This window comes from Mucilaginibacter sp. 14171R-50 (assembly GCF_010093045.1).
GTDB lineage: Bacteria > Bacteroidota > Bacteroidia > Sphingobacteriales > Sphingobacteriaceae > Mucilaginibacter.
This window is the reverse complement of sequence record NZ_CP048115.1, coordinates 1764878-1785443: the sequence shown is the minus strand read 5'-3', so window position 1 is coordinate 1785443 and position 20566 is coordinate 1764878. Positions and strand designations below refer to the sequence as shown.

18 protein-coding genes are annotated in these 20566 nt (G+C 45.6%); 9 read left to right on the top strand and 9 right to left on the bottom strand.

What is annotated here, in order from left to right; translation table 11 throughout:
• Window positions 1–21: 21 nt before the first annotated feature.
• On the bottom strand, window positions 22–726 hold the full coding sequence (locus GWR56_RS08255; protein ID WP_162430647.1) for an SDR family oxidoreductase: 705 nt from the start codon (window positions 724–726) through the stop codon (window positions 22–24).
• Window positions 727–818: 92 nt separating this feature from the next.
• On the opposite strand from GWR56_RS08255, the gene GWR56_RS08250 reads away from it, so the two are divergent.
• The 5 genes from GWR56_RS08250 (at window position 819) to GWR56_RS08230 (ending at window position 5574) form a co-directional block, all read left to right on the top strand.
• Window positions 819–1550 carry an ABC transporter permease gene (locus tag GWR56_RS08250; protein WP_162430646.1) on the top strand — a complete coding sequence of 244 codons (732 nt, stop codon included), beginning with the start codon at window positions 819–821 and terminating at the stop codon, window positions 1548–1550.
• Window positions 1547–2299, top strand: coding sequence for an ABC transporter ATP-binding protein (locus GWR56_RS08245; protein WP_162430645.1), 753 nt, complete (start codon window positions 1547–1549; stop codon window positions 2297–2299). The genes GWR56_RS08250 and GWR56_RS08245 overlap by 4 nt, the downstream gene beginning before the upstream one ends.
• 152 nt (window positions 2300–2451) lie before the next feature.
• Window positions 2452–3339: a class I SAM-dependent methyltransferase gene (locus GWR56_RS08240; RefSeq protein ID WP_162430644.1), complete on the top strand. Its 888-nt coding sequence runs from the start codon at window positions 2452–2454 to the stop codon at window positions 3337–3339.
• An 88-nt stretch (window positions 3340–3427) separates the two neighbouring features.
• The gene (locus GWR56_RS08235; RefSeq protein ID WP_162430643.1) at window positions 3428–4489 is read left to right on the top strand and encodes a hypothetical protein; all 1062 of its coding nucleotides are present in this window, start codon (window positions 3428–3430) and stop codon (window positions 4487–4489) included.
• Between the two features lie 122 nt (window positions 4490–4611).
• Window positions 4612–5574 carry a Gfo/Idh/MocA family protein gene (locus tag GWR56_RS08230; protein ID WP_162430642.1) on the top strand — a complete coding sequence of 321 codons (963 nt, stop codon included), beginning with the start codon at window positions 4612–4614 and terminating at the stop codon, window positions 5572–5574.
• A 61-nt stretch (window positions 5575–5635) separates the two neighbouring features.
• On the opposite strand, the gene lepB is transcribed toward GWR56_RS08230, so the two are convergent.
• From lepB to GWR56_RS08205, 5 genes are read right to left on the bottom strand one after another with little or no spacing between them, the layout of a single operon-like run.
• On the bottom strand, window positions 5636–6772 hold the full coding sequence (gene lepB, locus GWR56_RS08225; RefSeq protein ID WP_162430641.1) for a signal peptidase I: 1137 nt from the start codon (window positions 6770–6772) through the stop codon (window positions 5636–5638).
• Between the two features lie 22 nt (window positions 6773–6794).
• Window positions 6795–7544: a 4-hydroxy-tetrahydrodipicolinate reductase gene (gene dapB / locus GWR56_RS08220; protein WP_162430640.1), complete on the bottom strand. Its 750-nt coding sequence runs from the start codon at window positions 7542–7544 to the stop codon at window positions 6795–6797.
• A gap of 18 nt (window positions 7545–7562) precedes the next feature.
• Complete coding sequence (locus GWR56_RS08215) at window positions 7563–8270, bottom strand: DUF5683 domain-containing protein (RefSeq protein ID WP_162430639.1); 708 nt, start codon at window positions 8268–8270, stop codon at window positions 7563–7565.
• Window positions 8271–8273: 3 nt separating this feature from the next.
• Complete coding sequence (locus GWR56_RS08210; RefSeq protein ID WP_162430638.1) at window positions 8274–9197, bottom strand: ParB/RepB/Spo0J family partition protein; 924 nt, start codon at window positions 9195–9197, stop codon at window positions 8274–8276.
• Window positions 9198–9201: 4 nt separating this feature from the next.
• Entirely contained in the window at window positions 9202–10005 is an 804-nt protein-coding gene (locus GWR56_RS08205) for a ParA family protein (protein WP_162430637.1), read from the bottom strand.
• Between the two features lie 275 nt (window positions 10006–10280).
• On the opposite strand from GWR56_RS08205, the gene GWR56_RS08200 reads away from it, so the two are divergent.
• The 3 genes from GWR56_RS08200 to GWR56_RS08190 all read left to right on the top strand — a co-directional run bounded on the left by GWR56_RS08200 (window position 10281) and on the right by GWR56_RS08190 (window position 12951).
• Window positions 10281–10802: an NADPH-dependent FMN reductase gene (locus tag GWR56_RS08200; RefSeq protein WP_162430636.1), complete on the top strand. Its 522-nt coding sequence runs from the start codon at window positions 10281–10283 to the stop codon at window positions 10800–10802.
• A 64-nt stretch (window positions 10803–10866) separates the two neighbouring features.
• Complete coding sequence (locus GWR56_RS08195) at window positions 10867–11604, top strand: hypothetical protein (RefSeq protein WP_162430635.1); 738 nt, start codon at window positions 10867–10869, stop codon at window positions 11602–11604.
• Window positions 11605–11709: 105 nt separating this feature from the next.
• Entirely contained in the window at window positions 11710–12951 is a 1242-nt protein-coding gene (locus GWR56_RS08190) for a hypothetical protein (protein ID WP_162430634.1), read from the top strand.
• A gap of 16 nt (window positions 12952–12967) precedes the next feature.
• On the opposite strand, the gene GWR56_RS08185 is transcribed toward GWR56_RS08190, so the two are convergent.
• From GWR56_RS08185 to GWR56_RS08175, 3 genes are all read right to left on the bottom strand, one after another.
• Window positions 12968–14896 carry a gliding motility-associated C-terminal domain-containing protein gene (locus tag GWR56_RS08185; RefSeq protein ID WP_162430633.1) on the bottom strand — a complete coding sequence of 643 codons (1929 nt, stop codon included), beginning with the start codon at window positions 14894–14896 and terminating at the stop codon, window positions 12968–12970.
• A 151-nt stretch (window positions 14897–15047) separates the two neighbouring features.
• Window positions 15048–16991 carry a gliding motility-associated C-terminal domain-containing protein gene (locus GWR56_RS08180; RefSeq protein WP_162430632.1) on the bottom strand — a complete coding sequence of 648 codons (1944 nt, stop codon included), beginning with the start codon at window positions 16989–16991 and terminating at the stop codon, window positions 15048–15050.
• 108 nt (window positions 16992–17099) lie between these two features.
• A complete protein-coding gene (locus GWR56_RS08175) occupies window positions 17100–19058 on the bottom strand; it encodes a gliding motility-associated C-terminal domain-containing protein (RefSeq protein WP_162430631.1) in 1959 nt (652 codons plus the stop codon).
• Between the two features lie 106 nt (window positions 19059–19164).
• Here GWR56_RS08175 and GWR56_RS08170 point away from each other — a divergent pair, with 106 nt between their 5' ends.
• Window positions 19165–20508 carry a sorbosone dehydrogenase family protein gene (locus tag GWR56_RS08170; RefSeq protein ID WP_238395333.1) on the top strand — a complete coding sequence of 448 codons (1344 nt, stop codon included), beginning with the start codon at window positions 19165–19167 and terminating at the stop codon, window positions 20506–20508.
• Window positions 20509–20566 lie beyond the last annotated feature (58 nt).

Below are 20566 nucleotides of genomic sequence, written 5' to 3'. Positions count from 1 at the left end.
TTTAGTTTAAGTGCTTGGTTATTATATCTGGCCCGATGCTGGTTTTATGATCAGTTCATCAACATTTGCGCCGGCGCTCATATTCAATATGTTTACAATTGCCGATGCTACATCTCCGGGCAGTATCATTTTGGTTTCATCAACCTCCATCCCTTTCCACGAGTCTGTTAATGTCGACCCCGGGATCACTGCTGTTACCTTTATACCATGTTTCTGCATCTCGAGCCTCATTACCTTATTAAGACCTAAAAGTGCATATTTAGTTACACTATACACACCTGCCTCCGCTATGGGGTTTATAGCCGCTACCGAGCATATATTGAATATATGCCCTTTACCGACAGAAACCATACTTTCACCGAAGAAACGGTATAGTTCGTAGGCGGGCATCAGGTTAGTGTCTATCTGTTTTTGGAAAGAATCTTCGCTGTCGTTAAGTATAGAAACATGCTTGTACATGCCCACATTATTTACAATAATGTCGACGAAACCCAGCTTTTTCTCGGTGAATTCGGCAAAATTTCGTAGTTCATCGCGCTTACTGCAGTCGGTTACCATGGTCACCACCGTAATTTGCGGGTTAATATTTTCAAGCTCCTGTTTAAAATCTGTTAAATCTTGCTCGTTCCGAGAACAAATTGACAGGTTTATTCCTTGTTTAGCAAAAGCGATGGCAACGGCACGGCCAATGCCTTTTGTTGCAGCGGTAATTAGGGCGTTTTTCATATATAAATATCCAATTTATTTTGAACGATTTGGAACCGCCAATATAGCTTAATATTAAAAAATGTATTTTTAACCGGATTTCACAGTTTCAAATGTTTCAAAGCTTAGGAAAATATATACTCTTATTACGTTTAAGTTTTAAAAAACCCGAAAAGTTCAGTGTTTACTGGGGCGAGGTTATGCGCGAAATGGTATCGGTAGGCATTGGCTCGCTGGGTATCATCAGCATCATTTCGTTATTTATAGGCGCTGCAACCACCATTCAGGTCGCCTTCCAGCTATCGAGCCCGCTGGTGCCCCGCAGTATTGCAGGCAGCATCTCGCGCGACTCCAATATCCTGGAATTTAGCCCCACTATTTCGTCGCTGGTACTGGCAGGCCGTGTGGGCTCAAACTTCGCATCAAACATTGGCACCATGCGGGTAACCGAGCAGATAGATGCACTGGAGATAATGGGTGTTAACGCGCCGGGCTATTTAATATCGCCCAAAATCATAGCCAGTATAACCATGGTGCCCGTACTGGTAATTATTGCTATATGCCTGGGTATTACCGGCGGTTATATAGCCTGTATCATTACCGGGGATATTACCCCTGCTGATTACCTAATGGGTGTAAACGAAGGTTTTGACGGACTTACCGTTAGAGTGGCATTGGTTAAGGCGTTTGTTTTTGGGTTCATCATAGCTTCTATTTGCTCGTATCAGGGCTTTTATACCAAGGGCGGCGCGCTTGAGGTGGGCCAGTCGGCAACTGCGGGTGTGGTTTACAGTTGTGTTTGGATACTATTTGCTGACCTTATGATCACCAGTTTAATGCTATGATCGAAATTAAAGATATCTATAAAACTTTTGGCGATAACGAGGTGCTTAAGGGCATCAGCGCCACCTTCCAAACCGGCAAAAACAACCTTATCATAGGCGGCTCGGGGTCGGGTAAAACCACCCTGCTGAAATGTATTGTGGGCCTGCACGAACCCACAAAAGGCGAAGTGTTTTTTGAGGGCGACAATTTTACCGAGATGAATTTTACCGAACGTGTGCCCATACGCACGCAAATAGGGATGCTTTTCCAGAACTCTGCTTTATTTGATAGTATGACGGTTGAAGAGAATATCATGTTCCCGCTAAACCTGTTCACCGATCAATCGATAGCTGAAAAACGCGACCGTGCCAATTTTTGCCTGGAACGGGTGAACCTGAAGGATACGAACAAACTTTACCCGGCTGAACTATCGGGCGGGATGAAAAAACGTGTAGGGATTGCCCGGGCCATATCCATGCAGCCAAAATTTTTGTTTGTGGACGAGCCAAACTCGGGCCTCGACCCAAAAACCTCTATCCTGATAGATGAACTGATAGACGACCTTACCAAAGAGTATGACATGACCACCGTTGTTGTAACTCACGATATGAACTCGGTAATGGGCATAGGCGACCACATCATCTTTTTACACCAGGGCCAGAAATGGTGGGAAGGCAGCAACAATGAAATTGCCAAGACCGATAATAAAGAGCTGAACGAGTTTGTATTTGCCAGTAAGTTTATGCAGGCGGCTAAGGACAAGCTGTAGCTTCAGTCGGGAAGTCTGATGTCCGAAAGTCCGCAAGAAGGACGAAAGCTCGATTAGATTGTATAAATTTGCGGCTTTATATTGTTCTGGCAATTAACTATTAAAACACTTCCCGACTTTCGGTCTTATCCGACTTTCGGACTCAAAAAAACATGATCCAACTGCTTACCCCTACCCACTGGAAAGATTACGAGCTGATAGATTGCGGTGACTTTGAAAAACTGGAAAGGTTTGGCAATACCATACTGATACGCCCCGAGCCGCAGGCCGTTTGGAGCAAAGCCTTAAGCAACGCCGAGTGGCAACGCTTGCACCATATAAAATTTAAGGGCCGCAGCGCAACCGCGGGCGACTGGATAAAGAAAGACCAAAAAACACCCGACCGCTGGCACATCGAATATAAAAACAATGATGTAGCCATCAAATTTCGCCTGGGCTTAACCTCGTTTAAGCACCTGGGCATCTTTCCGGAACAGGCCGTTAACTGGGATTACATATCGGGTAACATCAAAAAATTTAAAACGCCGACACCCAGGGTACTTAACCTGTTTGCCTATACGGGTGGCGCATCGCTGATTGCCAAAGCCGCGGGCGCCGATACCACGCATGTGGATTCGATAAAACAAGTGGTTACCTGGGCAAACGAGAACCAGGAATTGTCGGGATTAAAGGATATACGCTGGATGGTTGAGGATGCCCTTAAATTTGTGAAACGTGAGGTAAAACGCGGTAAAACCTACAACGGCATTATATTGGACCCACCAGCTTATGGTAACGGCCCCAACGGTGAAAAATGGAAGTTGGAAGATAACATCAACGAAATGATGAGCGATGTGATGCAACTGCTCGATCCCGATGAGCATTTCCTGATCCTGAATACCTACTCGCTTGGCTTCTCGTCGGTGATCATCGAAAACCTGATCAAAAACGCGTACCCAAAAGTGCAAAATCTTGAAATTGGCGAGCTTTACCTGCAAGCCACTGCCGGCCCTAAATTACCTTTAGGGGTATTCGGAAAATTTTATAAAAATAAAAGCTAAGGTCCTATCTATTTTTATCTTTACAAGCATTATATTTAACAAGGCTGAAAAAAGCCGGCACACACACACTCAAATACCCCATTTATCTATGAAATTGAAAAGCGTAGTTTTTTCCGCTCTGTTCGCGGTATGTTCATTAGTATTATTTACGGCCTGCAGCCAAAGCAGCGGCAGCAAAACCGCCGACAAAAAGGCCGATACCACCGCAAAAGCAACAGGCGAAGAAGCCGACACTGTGAGCGTTGTTAAGTCGAGCTACCCGCCAACCGACAAAGCCAAATACGATGAGCTGTTAAAATTTAATGCCCATACCGATACCAGCGGTCGCTGGCCGGTTAAAAACCAGCCTTACCCATTAGGCGGCGCAATTTTGCCTTTTAAAAGGGTAGTGGCTTTTTACGGCAACCTGTACTCGAAAAGGATGGGGATATTGGGAGAATTACCGCCAAACGAAATGCTTGCTAAACTAAAAAGCGAAGTAAAGGCCTGGGAAAAAGCCGATCCTAAAACGCCCGTACAACCGGCGCTGCACTATATTGCTGTAGTTGCCCAGGGCGATGGCGGTAAGGATGGTAAATACCGTTACCGAATGCCGTTTAAACAGATAGATAGTGTATTAGCATTGGCTAAAAAAGCGCACGCTATAGTATTTTTAGATGTTCAGGTTGCATTAAGTAATATACAGGCCGAACTGCCCTTATTTGAAAAATATTTGAAAATGCCGCAGGTGCATTTTGGTATGGACCCTGAATTTTCGATGAAAGACGGTACCAAACCGGGCAAAAAAATTGGTACTTACGATGCCGCCGATGTAAACTATGTATCAAATTATTTAGCCAATATTGTTAAAAAGAACGGTTTGCCGCCAAAAATTTTAGTTGTACACCGCTTTACAAAAAAGATGGTTACTAACTATAAAAACATCAAACTGCGCCCCGAAGTGCAGATAGTGATGGATATGGACGGCTGGGGCGAACCAGACCTTAAAACAGGCACTTACCGTTACTTTATAAACCAGGAGCCCGTACAGTTTACAGGCTTTAAGCTATTTTACAAAAATGATATTAAGAAAGCGCCCCACCACATGCTGACCCCGCAAGAGGTGTTATCACGGTACAGCCCTTACCCTATTTATATCCAGTACCAGTAACAAGTCTTAAAGCGAAAGTCTTTAGTCAGAAAGCCTTAAGCCAATAGCTTAGGGCTTTTTTATTGAAAACTAAATCGCATTTTTGACTTTCGACTAAAGACCCAACTTAAGACTTTTACAACATGACAAAATGGGGTATTATTGGCTGCGGACGTATAGCACACAGGTTTATGCAGGGGTTAAGTGCTTTGCCCGGCAATGTACTTGCGGCCTCGTACTCGCGCCGGGCCGAAACGGTTGACGCCTTTGTTGCACTATACGGTGGCAGGGCCTGCTGCAGCACCGAAGAGCTTTTAGCAAGTGATATTGACGCGGTTTATATAGCTACGCTGCCCGATACCCATGCCGACTATAGTATAAAAGCCATGAATGCCGGTAAACATGTTTTGTGCGAAAAACCTGCAACGCTAAACTTAGGGCAACTTAACGAAGTACTTGCAGTAGCCAAATCAACCGGCCTATTATTTATGGAGGGTATGAAACCGCCCTTTTACCCCCTCTATAAAAAACTGAAAGAACATCTACAGCACGATCCGGTTGGGCCGGTGGGCTACGTAAGGGCGGGCTCGTCGGTAGCGGATATTAGCCGCGATCATCCCAACTTTAGTCACGAACTGGCAGGTGGAGCCTTAATGCAAATAGGGATATACGAAGCTTTTTTAGCGATAGACTGGCTTGGCGAAACCGAGGAAATACAGGCTATGGGCCGCTTTAGCGGGCTGCAGGTTGATATGTTCAGTATATTTCAGACGCGGCACCGGGGCGGCTACGCGCAACTGTATGGCGGGTTTGATCTGCATGGCAAGGGCGACGCCCTGATATGCGGCACCCTGGGCCATATCACCATTCACAAAAATTGGTGGAACCCTGCAAAGGCCACTATTGATTACCTTGACGGGCGTATAGTAGAAATTAACGAACCTTTCACTGCCGGCGGATTGAACTACGAGATAACCCACTTTGTTGATCTGATGAGGTCGGGCGCGGTGGAGAGCCCGGTTATTACGCACGATATGTCAAGGCGGATGATCAAGATGATAGATGATGCCAGGGCGATTATAGGCTTAAAATATATTGGGGAATAGCCCCCGAACAAAAAAGCCCCGTTCTTGCGAACAGGGCTTCGAATATTTTGAACAGGTCTGTTTAGTGGATGCCCATAAATAACCTGCTCCAGCGTATCTTGCTGAAAAAGGATGCATTATCGTCCCAGCTCATCCATATAAACAAGGCCTTACCTACAATGTGGTCTTCGGGTACAAAACCCCAGTAGCGCGAGTCGGCGCTATCATGGCGGTTATCCCCCATCATCCAGTAATAGTTCATTTTAAAGGTGTAGGTCGCAGCTTCCTTATCATTAATAAACACCTTGCCATTTTCTATCTTTAATTTGTTGCCTTCGTAAACCTCAATGGCGCGGCCATAAACTGGTAAAGTTAAGCTATCCAGTTTCACCGTCCATCCCTTTTTAGGGATAATGATAGGGCCGTAATTATCTACGTTCCAGTCAAAATCCTTGTTTTTAGGGTCGAGCTTATACTTAGGGTATGCCGCCGGGAACACCGGGTTAAGCGGATCGGCAATGCCGGGCGGTTTGTAATTTGGGGTTATCGACTTGATGTTAGAATATGTTTTTAACTTCTCGGCGGCGCTTTTGGTCATTGTAGGCGAGGGTACATTTTCGTAGTTAGATACTTCCAGGTCGCTTAATATCTGCGGGTTTATATCTGTGCCGTTGGTAGTAATGGTATAATCGGTTTGCGCGCCCGGCGGGTTGGGAGCGGCCTTCCCATTTACATAAACCTGCGCGTTAATTATCCTTACGGTATCGCCGGGTGTACCCTGGCAACGCTTAATATAATTCTCCCGTTTATCCACCGGCCTGTAAAACGGCGAATCGGCCTCCATGGGGTAGTTAAACACCACTACATCGCCTTTTTTAACTTCGCTTAAGCCCGGTAAACGGTAGTATGGCAATTTAATGGCATCCCAATAGGCTTTCGTGCCAATTATAGGCATGGTATGGTGCGCAAACGGGAACGCCAGGGGCGTTATAGGTGTGCGCGCGCCGTAGTTTACCTTACTTACAAACAAAAAGTCGCCCACCAAAAGCGAACGCTCCATTGATGGGGTTGGTATGGTGTATGCCTCAATAAAAAGCGTACGGATAAGCGTAGCGGCTATAACAGCAAAAATAATGGCATCGGTCCACTCGCGGGCGGCGCTCTTTTTTTTCTTCGTTTTATCTTTAGATTTATTTTTGTTCCAGAATTTCCAGTTCATCACTTAAATATTGGGCAGCAAATTAGTTATTAAAATCAAACATATCCTCAACAGAATAAAATCCTTTTTTATCCTTTATCCATTCGGCCGCAAGCACCGCTCCCAGGGCAAATCCATTGCGGTTATGAGCGGTATGCTTAAACTCAATGGTATCCACCTCCGAGTCGTAAATAACGGTATGGGTGCCGGGTATGTTCTCTATCCTTAACGATTCTATAAGCACCTCATCGGCGGCAACCATTTCATCGTCAGGCTTATCATCGCTTATCAAAACGTTCTTCCACTCCTTTTTACTGTCCAGGCTGTCAATAATACCCTCGGCAATGGTAATGGCCGTACCGCTCGGCGAATCGAGCTTTTGCGTATGGTGTATCTCTTCCACCTGAACATCGTAATACGGGTAATTGTTCATTAGCCGCGCAAGCACTTTATTTACATGAAAAAATATATTAACGCCTACGCTAAAATTGGTTGCGTATATGAACGATCCTTTATGATATGCACACTGTTCCTTTATCTGCGCCATTTCGTTATGCCAACCGGTTGTACCAACCACTATAGGTACACCTGCCTTAAAACAACTTTCAATATTCCCCAAAACGGTTGATGGTGTGCTAAACTCAATGGCTACATCAGCCTTTTGCAGGTTTTCGGTGGTCAGTTCGTTAAGGTTGCCGTAATCTATCTTTAGTACGATCTCATGCTTCCGGTCGTGGGCTATCTTTTCGATTATCTTACCCATTTTGCCGTAACCTAACAATGCAATTTTCATTGGTGTGTGCTTTTACATTTAAAGCGTAAAGGTAAATTTTAAACCCGGAATAAACGCACTGTTAAAATTTGCGGCATACATGGGCTGCGGCACAAGGGTAGGCGCTACCTTCATCGATAAATTATTATCCACTGTATACGAGCTGATGAACTTTGCATCGATATAAGCATCGATGGCCTGCACACCCCAAACGGCGATGATACTTAAAATGCTTATCTGAAAGTTTCGCTGGTAACCGCTGGCGGCGTTCTCCAGGTCGGGGTTTGATGCGCCATAATTCACCACGTATAAATCGTATTCGCGCTTATACTTAATGTACGATGCATATAAGGGGCTGCCGGGCTCGGGTATACCACCCGTGCGCGTAATCTTTGCAAGGGCTAAAAATACTTTATAATCGCGCAGATTAACAATTACTGCGTTACCCAGCATGCCAAGTCCCGCGTAAATAAGGGGGACTTTCCACCACCTGTGGTTATATACCTGCCCCCACCCGGGCACAAAAAGCGACCGCTTTACAGCCAGGCTGGGCTTATGGGTACTATCCGGGTGATACTCTTTTTCTTTTTTGATTTTTGGCGCAAACGAAGTGCGTTTAACGGTATCAATGTTTTTAATAACTGCTGTATCGGGTTTAGGTTTGGCGGCAACGGTATCGGGGGTTTGGCCCATTGCAAAAAAGGCAAAGCATAAAAATATTACAGTAGTTAAAAGTTGCTTTAACATAGTTTACCAATCCAGCATTTCGAGTATACGCCCCAGATCATCTTCGGATAAGAACGGTATTTCTATCGATCCATTGCCCTGGCTGGTAACTTTAAGCTTAACCCTTGTGCTGAATTTTGAAGCGAGGTCATCCTCAACCTTCTGCAACTGGTACGAGAGCGGTTCGGGCTGTTTGCCCTCCTTTTTTACCGGGGCCTTTTGCATTTCCCTTACCATCTCCTCCACTTTGCGTACAGATAGTTCCTGTTTGATGATCTGCTGGTGGATGTAAAGCTGCGCGGCAGGATCTTCAACCGCTAAAAGTGCTTTGGCATGGCCCATAGTTATGGCCCCATCCCGTAACGACGCCTGTATAGCAGGCGGCAATTTCAGCAGCCTTAAGTAATTGGTAACGGTAGACCGGTTTTTGCTGACACGATCGCCAAGCTCTTCCTGTTTCAGGCTGCACTCATCAATCATGCGCTGAAAGCTAAGTGCAACCTCAATTGCGTTAAGGTTTTCGCGCTGTATATTTTCTATAAGCGCCATCTCCAGCATTTGCTGATCGTTGGCGGTACGCACGTAAGCCGGTATTTGGGTAAGACCGGCAATTTTCGATGCACGCAGCCTGCGCTCGCCCGATATGAGCTGATAGGCATGCGCGCTTACTTTACGTACGGTGATAGGCTGTATCAATCCCTGCAGCTTTATTGAAGCTGCCAGGTCGGCAAGGGCCTGTTCGTCAAACTCTGTGCGGGGCTGAAAAGGGTTAACTTCTATTTCGCTGATCCTGATCTCATTGACAGATCCAAGGCTATCCAGTTCAGAAACAGAGCTTGAATTAACCTTTTCGCCGGCATTATTGCTTTTATATGGAAGTACGCTTGGCGAATCGTTTAACAGGGCGCTTAACCCTTTGCCAAGAGCGTTTCTTTTTTCTGTACTCATCTTTTTAAGCTGTTACCGTGGTTGCCAGTTCCTCGTTGCTAACCAGGCCGTTTTTGCGGATAATTTCGCGGGCAAGGTTTAAATAGTTTACGGCACCTTTACAGTTTGCATCGTGCATAATCACTGATATACCGAAGCTTGGCGCCTCGCTTAAGCGGGTATTACGTTGTATAATGGTATCAAATACCATATCTTCAAAATGGGTGCGAACCTCGTCAACCACCTGGTTTGAAAGGCGCAGGCGCACATCGTACATGGTTAATAGTATCCCCTCTATCTGCAAAGCTGTGTTTAAGCGCGACTGTACAATTTTAATCGTGTTAAGCAGTTTGCCCAGGCCTTCAAGCGCGAAGTATTCGCATTGTACCGGTATAATTACCGAGTCGGCCGCAGTAAGGGCGTTGATGGTGATCAGTCCGAGCGATGGCGAGCAATCTATAATGATAAAATCGTACTCATCCCGCACGCTTTCTAATACAGCTTTCATTTTATACTCGCGGTTGGGCAGGTTTATCATCTCTATCTCGGCCCCAACCAGGTCTATATGCGCTGGCAGAAGGTCAAGGTTTGGTGTTTCGGTTTTTTGGATGGCATCATGGGGATTAATATCGTTTATAATGCACTCGTAGATGCTGTTTTTGATATTGCGCGGATCAAAACCAATACCCGAGGTTGAGTTAGCCTGCGGATCTGCATCAACCAGTAAGGTACGATATTCCAGCACGGCTAAGCTTGCGGCAAGGTTTATTGATGATGTGGTTTTTCCAACCCCACCCTTTTGATTGGCTAAAGCAATAATTTTACTCATCTGTGTCTCAAAAATTTATATCTGCGGTTATTACAACGAAAAACAGAAACAGAAATTTCTATGTTTGTATTGTTTTTTATCCGCCGCTAAAGATACGGATTTAAATAATTGAGAAATTAACAGTTTTGCCAACTTACAAACATTGTGGGATTTGGTTTAAGTAGTGATTAGTGAGTGGAGATTAGTTAACAAGTTGGTTAAAACCGCTATTGAACCTGTTCTGAAATTTGTAATTCTAACTGCTCGCCATTCTGCATTCACTACTCACTAATAACATGGTAACTATCATAGCCTCAACAAATCGCCCTAACAGTTCAACCCTTAAACTGGCGCAGTATTATCAAAGGCAACTTGCGGCAAAGGGGATGCAAACTAATTTACTGTCGTTGACGCAGCTGCCGCCCAACCTGATAGAAACTGACCTTTACGGCAAGCGCAGCGAAGCTTTTACCACCATACAAAACCAGATAACAGCTACCGAAAAATTCCTTTTTATCATCCCCGAATATAATGGCAGCTACCCAGGCGTTTTAAAGGTTTTTGTTGACGCGTGCAGCTTTCCCGAAAGCTTTTATGATAAAAAAGCGGCGCTGGTAGGGCTATCATCGGGCAAGTATGGCAACATCCGTGGCATCGATCATTTTACAGGGGTTTGCCATTACCTTAACCTGCAAGTTATGCCCCTGAAATTACACATTGCATCTATCCGTAAAGAAATGGACGAACAAGGCAACCTTACAGCCGAAGATACCCTGCGCTTTACCAACGAGCAAATAGATAAGTTTATCAGATTTTAGCATCTGAATAAACCATACAGGTTGGCGCATATTTCTTATATTCACGCCGGCTATTATCACAATTATGAAACTGTACTATATACTGCTATCAGCAGTTTTACTCCCATCTGTTTGTTTTTCGCAAAGAGCATTTAAACCCGGCTACGTTATAGATCTGAAAGGTGATACGCTAAGGGGTTTTATTGAGGAGCACGAATGGGATAACAACCCACGTGTAGTTTCCTTTAAAACCCATGGCACCGATAATGCCCGGAAATTTACAGTTGCCGATATTGATCAATTTACGGTTGAAAGCGCAGTAACCTATAAACGGCATATCTGCCGCATAAGCCTGGCTACCACAGACGAGAACCATTTATACGCGAAGGACACAACAACCAAACTGGATACCGTATTCCTGGAAGTGTTGCAAGCCGGTAAAAATATTTCGCTGTATGCTTACGCTGACAATGTTAAAACGCGCTACTTTGTAAGTGAGAAGGATGCCACGCCGCAAGAATTGATATACATGGTATACATAAAGCCAAGTGTGCAGGCAACAGACCCGGTACGCACCCAAACGGATAATGTGTTTATACAGCAACTTAGGTCGATTGCTTTAAAGTATGGCCGCCTTGACGATGACCTGCAAAAGCAGTTAGACGGTTTAGAATACCGTGAGCACAGTGTTGTTGATGTTGCATCCAAAATAAACGGTATAGACAAGCCGGTACTTGTAAAGAAGAAAAAAAGCTATCTCAAGCTAGCCTTTGCCCTGGCACTGTTTGTTTTTATAGGTTACCAGGTGTTTGGCAAATTGTAAGCATCAACCAAACTATTGTACCCTGCAAACGCTAAGCAAGCATCTGACCAGCAACCGCTATTTAAGTTTAATATATATATTTAACAACCAAGCCTTAAGTACAAAATGAAGAAATTTTACTGTGTAGCGATCCTCGTACTACATTCTTTATGCCTTTCTGCACAAAGCAACTATAAGCCCGGCTACCTCCTGAATAACAACGGCGATACCACGCGGGGGTATATCAATTACCGTGAATGGGGCGAAAACCCCGCAACCATAGAATTTAAAGCCGCGCTAAACAGTGATAAAAGCAAGATAACCCCTGCAGATGTAGCAGGCTTTGAAATAGCAGGCTTAGCCGCTTATAAAACCTATAACGGCCCTGTTTCAACCGATGAGATCAGCGGTGACAGACTTCCCGACAGCCGCGATACCTCGTTCACGAACGGCCAGATCTTTTTAAAGGTGCTTCAAAAAGGCAATATTGTAACACTTTACAGCTACCAGGACCGCATTAAGGCCCGGTACTTTATAAGCGAAGGCAGCCAGGGGCCCACTGAACTTATATACCGCACGTATCATTCAACCGACAGGCAGAACAGCAGTATTGAAGAAAATACATATCGAAAACAGCTTAGTGTTATAGCCAGTAAGAACAATCTGCTTGATGCTAAATTGAATATATACATACAAAGAAGCGAGTATAGTTACCCGGGCATGTTATCAATAGTGAGTAAGCTAAACAATTTTAAAACCGTTAAAGAGGATAACACAATCAAAGCAAATTATTTTTATGCAGGTGCGGGTGTTAATGTAGCTTTATATCAAACACGAAGCGTATACAATAAAGTTGACGGCCAAACGCACACATCGGTATTGCCAAGAGTTACCGGCGGTTTCAACTTTTTCATGGATCAAAATACTCAGGCGCTTGCCTTCCGTATCGAGTTAGGAGTGGGCGCAAATAAATACGAATCATATTATCCAAATCTGGTGTCGCCGTCTGATGAGATCGTTTATCATTTTACACAGATAATGTATTCTATTGAGCCAGAGGTGCTTTATAATTTATATAACGCGCAAAATTTTAAGTTTTATTCCGGGTTGGGTTTTCAGATGGCATACGCACAGTACGTTGACAAGGGTTTGATACAAAAAAATGGCAGCGATTTTGACCACCAACCAGATGAGCTTTTCAGGTTGAATAAGTACTTTACCAGTTTTGCGTTAAAAGCCGGGATCATCATCAATAAAAAGATAGACATATCTGTAGCTTATTTAACTACCAGTGATGTAAACAGCAACAGCGATTTTTTTATAAATAACAATTTCATACAGGCAGGTATAAATTATTCGTTTAAATAAATATTACTGTTTAGCATTACCGCATCAGCATTACCCACCCCGACCGCGTGGGCGTGTCGTTCTTCAGGTCGATAACATAATAGTAAGTACCTGCAGGCAGGGGGCTCCCATTAAATTTACCGTCCCACGGTTTACTGTAGCCCTTGCTTCGAAATACCTGTTTGCCGTCGCGGGTATAAATGGTTATGATGCTCTCAGGATAGGTCTGTAATGCTTCAATATTCAAAATATCGTTCACGCCGTCGTTATTGGGGGTAAAGGTGCTTGGTAACACTAACTTGTTGTAAACCCTTATAAATACGCTGCTTTCGGCAATACCGCAGTCGTTATCCGACGTAACTGTGAGGGTATACGTTTTATTAACGGGAGGTGTTGCTACGGGCGTTAACGAGTGCGGATCGTCGAGAAAATCGGGTGGAGACCATGTATAGTTCAAGACGCTGCCGCTTACCTTTCCTTCCAGCGTTACCGATTGCCCCTCAAATATTTTTTTATCTTCACCAGCGCTGGCCACAGGCCGGTCTTTCACTGTTACCAGCACCATCCCCGTACTAACGCAGCCATTGTTAGCGGTAACGGTAACGGTGTACTGTGTAGATACATCGGGGCTGGCTACGGGGTTAGCAATATTGGGGTTGGATAAGCCGCTTACAGGGAACCAACTGTATGTTTTAGCATCTGTGGCAAATGCGCTGATGGTGACACCATCGCCGCCGCAAACAGCGGGGTTGGCATTGCTCAATTGTATTACCGGTTTTTGGTTCACAGTAACATCAACGTACCTGAATGTTGAACACCCAGCCGCCGATATTACTTCGACCGTATACCGGCCCTGCATACCCGCGCCTGCATTGGCAATCACCAGCGGGTTTTCAGAAGTTTCTGGCAGGTTTGGGCCGGTCCATTTATAAGTTGCACCACCCGCTGCGGTCAAAGTGAACGGATCGCCCTCGCAAACATTTAGGGGTAAAAGCTGGGGAGGATCAGGATATGCTGTTATATCAATAGTCACCGTGTTTGAATATACCCGACAATTTAACGACTGGATATTTCCACCCTCGGCTACCCCAAGCCTGTACTGATAGGTGCCGACCGGCTTACCGGCGGGGAAATCGAGCGTAAGCGACAGGCTTTCTTCGCCCGCCATGTCCTTCCATCCCTGCCCGTTATTTAAATTTTGCTGCCATTGGTATTTAGCATTTGCATAACCCGCCGGCTGTTCGGCTTTGATAGTATACGTTTTTGAGTTACCCGCACACAAATTAGTTTGCGTAACCGATACATCACCGGCAATACCGGCCTTTACTACAGGCCCACATGCCCTGAAAGCGATATCATCAAGCAAAAAGTCGTTACCGGCCCCGCCGGGGGCATTGTTCACCATTTTTACTACCACTGTTGTTACGCCGGGCGGGGTAGTAAAGTATACCCCATATTTTTCCCACCCATCGGGGTTGCCGGTTGGCGGTATGTCTGTAGGGTCCGACTGTTTGATGATCTCGCCGGTAGTTGTTTGTATAATAAAAGTGATCTTCGGTTCGATAAAGCCAAACTGGCCTGCCTTTATCAGGTTTAATATATAAGCCGAAAATTCATACGTCGTGTTTTCACATAATGCCCCCAGGTTTGTGCCCTCAATGGTTGTTTCCTTACTAAAAAACTCTTTCCCTGCAACCGCATCTGCGTTAATTACCATCATGTAACCATCGTTGCCTGTATGATCTTTTAATACTTTGTGCCAAGTATCATCGTGGCACCCCGTTTCGGTTTTTGAAATGGAGTATTGTCCGTCGTCGGGGCATGAACCGCCACGGAAAGAATAACCCGTGGTTGGAAACTTCATTTCATTGCCCGAGCCGAAATCAAACGTAAATACAGGGTCGCCTAAACTGCCGGTACATACTTGTGCCCACCCGTGTGTACTACCAAGTAAAAGTGTCAGCATGAAAAAGAGCCTTAGTTTAGTTAGCGGCATAGGGCTGTTGTAAAAACGGTGGGTTGTCAAAAATATAATTTTTAGCCAAGGTATGACATGTGTTTATGCTATTAGGGTGCTTAAAGTACATTTTTATATTGCTGAATAGTTGCAGGAGCGCTTACCGCAGCAGCATAACCCAGCCGCCCTGTTTTGGCAGGTTATTTTTAAGATCGATGATATAGTAGTAAACGCCTGCCGGCAAGGCCTTGCCCTGGTAAATACCATTCCATTGTTTGGCGTCACCAACGGTCCTGAACACCTCTTTCCCCTCCCGTGTGTAAACATACAGCACACTTTCGGGATAGGTGATCAGCTTATCAATATGCCAGGTATCATTCATCCCGTCGCCATTAGGTGTAAAAGTTGAGGGGATGGTAAGCTTTTTAAACACCCTTATGTTCACCTCGTCGGTAACGATGCCGCATTCAGGCGTTTGCACATGCAATATATAAGTTTGATTATCGGGCGGGTTAACCGTTGGAGTTAGCGATGAAGGGTCGTCCATATAAAGGGATGGCGTCCAGTAATAGCTGGTCCCAATTGCCGTAGCATGCAGTGTTACCGGTTCTCCTTCATTTATCCCCCGGTCAGGTCCCGCTTTTGCCACAGGTCTTTTTAAAACGGTTACCCTTACCGTACTGGGTTGCTCGCAGCCTCCATTGCCTATAGTGACTGTATAAGCTGTAGTAACCGAAGGGCTTGCCATGGGGTTACTGATATCATCATGATCTAAGCCTGCGGCAGGCGACCATTTGTAAATAGTACCGCCGCTTGCACGCAGTTGCACCACATCGCCCTCACAAATGGTGAGGCTGTCATTTTCTACGGATGGTTGTAAGGTGGGGTGCCAAATCGCTTTGGTTTTTGTAATGTAAGGGCAACCACCGTCACCTGTTATTACAAGGGTATATATCCCCTCCATACTCTGGTTGGCGTTGTCCGCTATCCTGGGGCTTTGTTTGGTTGAGTGAAAGCCGTTCGGCCCCGTCCAGTCATACGATTGCCCCTGGTTGCCAAAAAACTCCAGGGTACTTCCCTCGCAAAAATTGGTAACAGCCGGCAGGTCGTATTTTGGCACAGCATTAACATTTACCGTTAGCGGGGCCGAAAAAGTCTGACAGTTTAGCGATACACCCGGCGCGGTTAAAACACCTAATCTATACCGGTATGTGCCTTTGGTATGCGGCACATTAACCCCTATAGATACCGATGTAGCCCCCGGGATATTTTCCCATCCCTTATTATCAACGTTACGCTGCCACTGATATATAGCGGTAACACTGTTTACGGGCTGTGCAACTAAACTGTAATGTGTTGTGGCGTTATCCACGCAAAGCTCCCGGGTTGAATTATCCTCGGGGGTGGTGAAACCTACAGCCAATTCAGGGCCATACGGCCTAACGGTTATATTATCCAATACAAGGTCGTTACCCATGCTGCCGAAGGTGTTATTTTTTAATTTTACTACAACATCTCCGCTAATTGGTGCAGTAAAATCAACTTTATAGTTAACCCAATTTACACCTGCAGTCGCTAATATAGTGCCTGTGTTTTGAGGTGGCTGTAAAGCATTACCATTTGCATCTTCTACAATAAAGCTTACGTTAGGCTGGTCATACCCCTGCGTTTCAGGCATATCTCGAAGGATGTTTAAAATATCGACGGCAAACTGATACTTGCCGCCCGAGCATAGTAAGCTGCCCGGAATCCTTTGTGTATAAAACACATCGGGATTGTCTGACGCGTTTATAATCATCATATATCCGGCAGGTTGCGAGGGTTTCGTCCTGTCCTGCGATACGACGTGCCAGGTTTCCCCAAGGCAGCCACCAGAACTGGACGCAATCGTATATTGGCCGCTGCCAGACGGGCACTTATCCTTCACAAACTGCAAATTTGTAATGCCGGAAGGCAAAGGATCACCTATAGGTTTATAAGTAGAGCCCACGCCAAAGGTTTCATTAAGCACGGGGTCACCAAGGCTGCCGTTCTGGCCCTTCAGGTGTGATGCAGATGCTATGATAAGGGTTAATAATAATAACCAGTGTTTTTTACTTGGCATTGGTGTTCGTGTCCCTGTATTAAAATTATATTTTCGGCGCATTGTTGCTTAACGTTTGCACTGGCCAACAAGCGTAACCATTTAATGCTCCGGCATACTTCAATTATTTTATCTTATCAGCATAACCCAGCCGCCCTGTTTTGGCAGGTTATTTTTAAGATCGATGATATAGTAGTAAACACCTGCCGGCAAGGCCTTGCCCTGGTAAATACCATTCCATTGTTTGGCGTCACCAACGGCCCTGAACACCTCTTTCCCCTCCCGTGTATAAACATACAGCACACTCTCGGGGTAGGTTATCAGCTTATCAATATGCCAGGTGTCGTTCATCCCGTCGCCATTGGGTGTAAAAGTTGAGGGGATGGTAAGTTTTTTAAAAACCCTTACGTACATCTCATCACTTACTATCCCGCAATTGTCAGGCGACTCCACGTGCAGGGTATACGTTCTGCTATCCGGCGGGTCTATCCTTGGGGTAAGCGATGTGGGGTCGTCCATATATTCGGTGGGTGTCCAATAGATATTTATATTCGACCCGCTGGCCGAGCCCTGCAGCTTTATGGGTTCGCCTTCTTTCATTGTCCTGTCGGGACCGGCATTTGCAACGGGTAACTTTAAAACCGTCACCACAATAGTTCTTTCTTTGGTACAGCCATCGTTACTTATCAAAACATTATATGCAGTGTTATCGGTTGGGTTGGCTATAGGGTTGGGTATATCATCATGATCTAACCCGGCAGATGGTGTCCATTTATATTTAAGCCCCCCGTGCACCCCTAATTGTACTGAAGTGCCCTCGCATATTACGGGCGAGGCATCATCAACGGTTACGGTTAAAGGCTCGCCTACCACCACCCTGGTTTGAGTGGTATATGAGCAGCCATCCCGCGAAATAACAACCTGGTATATGCCTTCATTACTTTTAGAGGCGCTGGTAGTTACATTTAAGAAATGGTCGGTAGAGTGGGTCCCATCAGGCAGGGTCCAGTAAAAATCTGTCCCGCCATCAGCATGTATAGATAATATTTCGCCTTGGCAAACAGTGGTTGTATCAGGTAACTTGTAATCAGGGTTTTTAACAACGTCGATCGTTATAGCCTGCGAGAACGTCTGGCAGTTTAACGATGTCCCCGGCGCGCTTAAAGCCCCAACCCGGTACTGGTATTTGCCAACTGCAGGGTTTAAAAAAGTAGTCGATAGGTTCAGGTCTTTATTTGTTGCCCCGTCGATATTTTTCCATCCGGTGTTATTAAAGTTTAGCTGCCATTGGTAAAGCGGCGAGGCATAGTTATGGACTAATGATTTTAGAACGTATGTTTTTGGCCCGCCATCCAGGCATTGAGTTGTATTAATTGGCGCAGGGCCGGCTACTGTGCCAATACCCACATCTATTACAGGGCCGTAAGCTTTTACAGTAATATCATCTAAAGCAAAATCGTTACCAACGGTGCCGGTTAAAGCGTTATTGCTTAATTCGATTATAATATCAGAACCATCGTTCGGTGCATTAAAATCAACATGATACTGTACAAAGCTATCGTCAGGGTCTATGGGGCCCGTTGTATAGGTGCCCAAGATCGCGCCTTTTGATGATTTAACAGTAAATTTAACATCGGCATCAACATATCCATCGGGCCTGGGCATACCTTTATTGATATTATTCAGATAGGCCGCAAATTGGTAGCGTGCGCCGCCGCAAAACTTACCACCTTCAATAATACGCGTGTAATATATTACGGGCTTGCTGTCGCCGTTCACCATCATCAAATAACCAAATGGGCTGCCTCCGCTATGGTCAAAATTGATGGTTTTGAAACTATCGCCATAACAATTAGACGAACTGTTCAAGATCAGATATGCCCCCGGGTTAGGGCACCTGCCGCCATCACCGCCGTATTTCATTGTGCTGTAATCGCCTTTTAGCGGAGGACCAAGTGGGGTATAATTAGTACCGAAACCAAAATCTTCATAAAGCACCGGGTCGCCAAGGCTGTTTTGCGCAACAACCCTTGCCGAAAGCAATATCATCAATAGCAGTAAGAGTGATTTTAACTTATTGGTTAGCATTATGCAGCTGGCGTACAACTTATTCAAAAATATATTTTTTTGTCACATAAATGCGTTAATCTTTGTAATAAAGGCGTTTAGGTAATACATCCGCAAAACAAAACCCATGTGCGCAGGTTATTTCAGCATGCCGATCTTCAGAACACATCTCCTATACATAGCAAGCATTACTCTTTTAGCTGCGAGCTGCAAACAAAAAAAAGTAGACGCCTCTAAAGCCGATGAAATTAACACGCCGGCAAGCCAGGGTGTTAATTTGCCCGCGCCCTACCAAACAAAATCTGTAAGCAATTACAGCAAGGTGATTGGCTGGCCCGCAGGTAAAACGCCGGTTGCACCCGCGGGCTTTAACGTTAATTTATTTGCCGATACCCTGCGCAACCCGCGCAATATTTATGTGGCCCCCAACGGCGATATCTTTGTATCCGAAGCCAATACCGAGGTTAAGGGCATTAAAAAGATAGGCGCCAAGATCATCGGCGTAGCGGCTTCGCAAAACCTGGGTAAAAGCGCTAATCGCATAAGCATTTTGCGCGATACCGACGGCGACGGCATACCCAACCTGCGTAGGGTGTTTTTGAGTAATTTAAATCAGCCATACGGTATGTTGATACTGGGCAATTCATTTTATGTAGCCAACACCGATGGCTTGTGGAAATACGATTATACGGCCGGGCAAACCAAAATAACCGCGCCGGGCAAAATGATATTATCGCTGCCTGCCGGCGGGTACAATAACCACTGGACACGCAACATCCGCGCGAATGCGGCGGGCACTAAAATATATGTTTCGGTAGGCTCAGGCACCAACATAGCCGAGCACGGCATGGATGTGGAAAAGCGCCGCGCCGATGTGCTGGAAATAAACCCCGATGGCAGCGGCGAGCGCGTGTATGCCAGCGGGTTGCGCAACCCTGCCGGGATAGACCTGCAGCCGGGTACCGGCGTGTTATACGCGGTTGTTAACGAACGGGACAAACTGGGCGACGACCTGGTACCCGATTACCTTACCAGTGTTAAACAAGGCGGCTTTTACGGCTGGCCATGGGCGTACTTTGGGCAGCATGAGGACCCGCGGACTGAAGTAAAACGCCCGGATATGGTAAAGAAAACCATTACCCCCGACTTATCCTTAGGCCCGCATACGGCATCGCTGGGGCTGGTGTTTTATACCGGAAAAATGTTTCCCACTAAGTATGTTAACGGCGCTTTTATTGGTCAGCATGGCTCGTGGAACAGGTCCGTTTTATCGGGTTACAAGGTAGGCTTTGTGCCGTTTACCAATAACAAACCAGCCCCGCAGATGGAGGATTTTTTAACGGGCTTTGTTGCCAATCTGGAAAAGCGCGAGGTTTACGGCCGACCGGTTGGTGTAGCTGTTGCTAAAGATGGCTCGCTGCTGGTAGCCGACGATGCCAGTAACCGCATATGGCGTGTAAGCGCTAAATAAATAGCCTCATCCCAACCCTTCTCCAAAGGAGAAGGGCTAAATCCCGATGATTTGTTGG

Bases quoted from the DNA above. Each gene is read 5' to 3' on its own strand.
- GWR56_RS08255 (WP_162430647.1), bottom strand. From the start codon at position 726: ATGAAAAACGCCCTAATTACCGCTGCAACAAAAGGCATTGGCCGTGCC.
- GWR56_RS08250 (WP_162430646.1), top strand. From the start codon at position 819: ATGTTTCAAAGCTTAGGAAAATATATACTCTTATTACGTTTAAGTTTT.
- GWR56_RS08245 (WP_162430645.1), top strand. From the start codon at position 1,547: ATGATCGAAATTAAAGATATCTATAAAACTTTTGGCGATAACGAGGTG.
- GWR56_RS08240 (WP_162430644.1), top strand. From the start codon at position 2,452: ATGATCCAACTGCTTACCCCTACCCACTGGAAAGATTACGAGCTGATA.
- GWR56_RS08235 (WP_162430643.1), top strand. From the start codon at position 3,428: ATGAAATTGAAAAGCGTAGTTTTTTCCGCTCTGTTCGCGGTATGTTCA.
- GWR56_RS08230 (WP_162430642.1), top strand. From the start codon at position 4,612: ATGACAAAATGGGGTATTATTGGCTGCGGACGTATAGCACACAGGTTT.
- lepB (WP_162430641.1), bottom strand. From the start codon at position 6,772: ATGAACTGGAAATTCTGGAACAAAAATAAATCTAAAGATAAAACGAAG.
- dapB (WP_162430640.1), bottom strand. From the start codon at position 7,544: ATGAAAATTGCATTGTTAGGTTACGGCAAAATGGGTAAGATAATCGAA.
- GWR56_RS08215 (WP_162430639.1), bottom strand. From the start codon at position 8,270: ATGTTAAAGCAACTTTTAACTACTGTAATATTTTTATGCTTTGCCTTT.
- GWR56_RS08210 (WP_162430638.1), bottom strand. From the start codon at position 9,197: ATGAGTACAGAAAAAAGAAACGCTCTTGGCAAAGGGTTAAGCGCCCTG.
- GWR56_RS08205 (WP_162430637.1), bottom strand. From the start codon at position 10,005: ATGAGTAAAATTATTGCTTTAGCCAATCAAAAGGGTGGGGTTGGAAAA.
- GWR56_RS08200 (WP_162430636.1), top strand. From the start codon at position 10,281: ATGGTAACTATCATAGCCTCAACAAATCGCCCTAACAGTTCAACCCTT.
- GWR56_RS08195 (WP_162430635.1), top strand. From the start codon at position 10,867: ATGAAACTGTACTATATACTGCTATCAGCAGTTTTACTCCCATCTGTT.
- GWR56_RS08190 (WP_162430634.1), top strand. From the start codon at position 11,710: ATGAAGAAATTTTACTGTGTAGCGATCCTCGTACTACATTCTTTATGC.
- GWR56_RS08185 (WP_162430633.1), bottom strand. From the start codon at position 14,896: ATGCTGACACTTTTACTTGGTAGTACACACGGGTGGGCACAAGTATGT.
- GWR56_RS08180 (WP_162430632.1), bottom strand. From the start codon at position 16,991: ATGCCAAGTAAAAAACACTGGTTATTATTATTAACCCTTATCATAGCA.
- GWR56_RS08175 (WP_162430631.1), bottom strand. From the start codon at position 19,058: ATGCTAACCAATAAGTTAAAATCACTCTTACTGCTATTGATGATATTG.
- GWR56_RS08170 (WP_238395333.1), top strand. From the start codon at position 19,165: ATGTGCGCAGGTTATTTCAGCATGCCGATCTTCAGAACACATCTCCTA.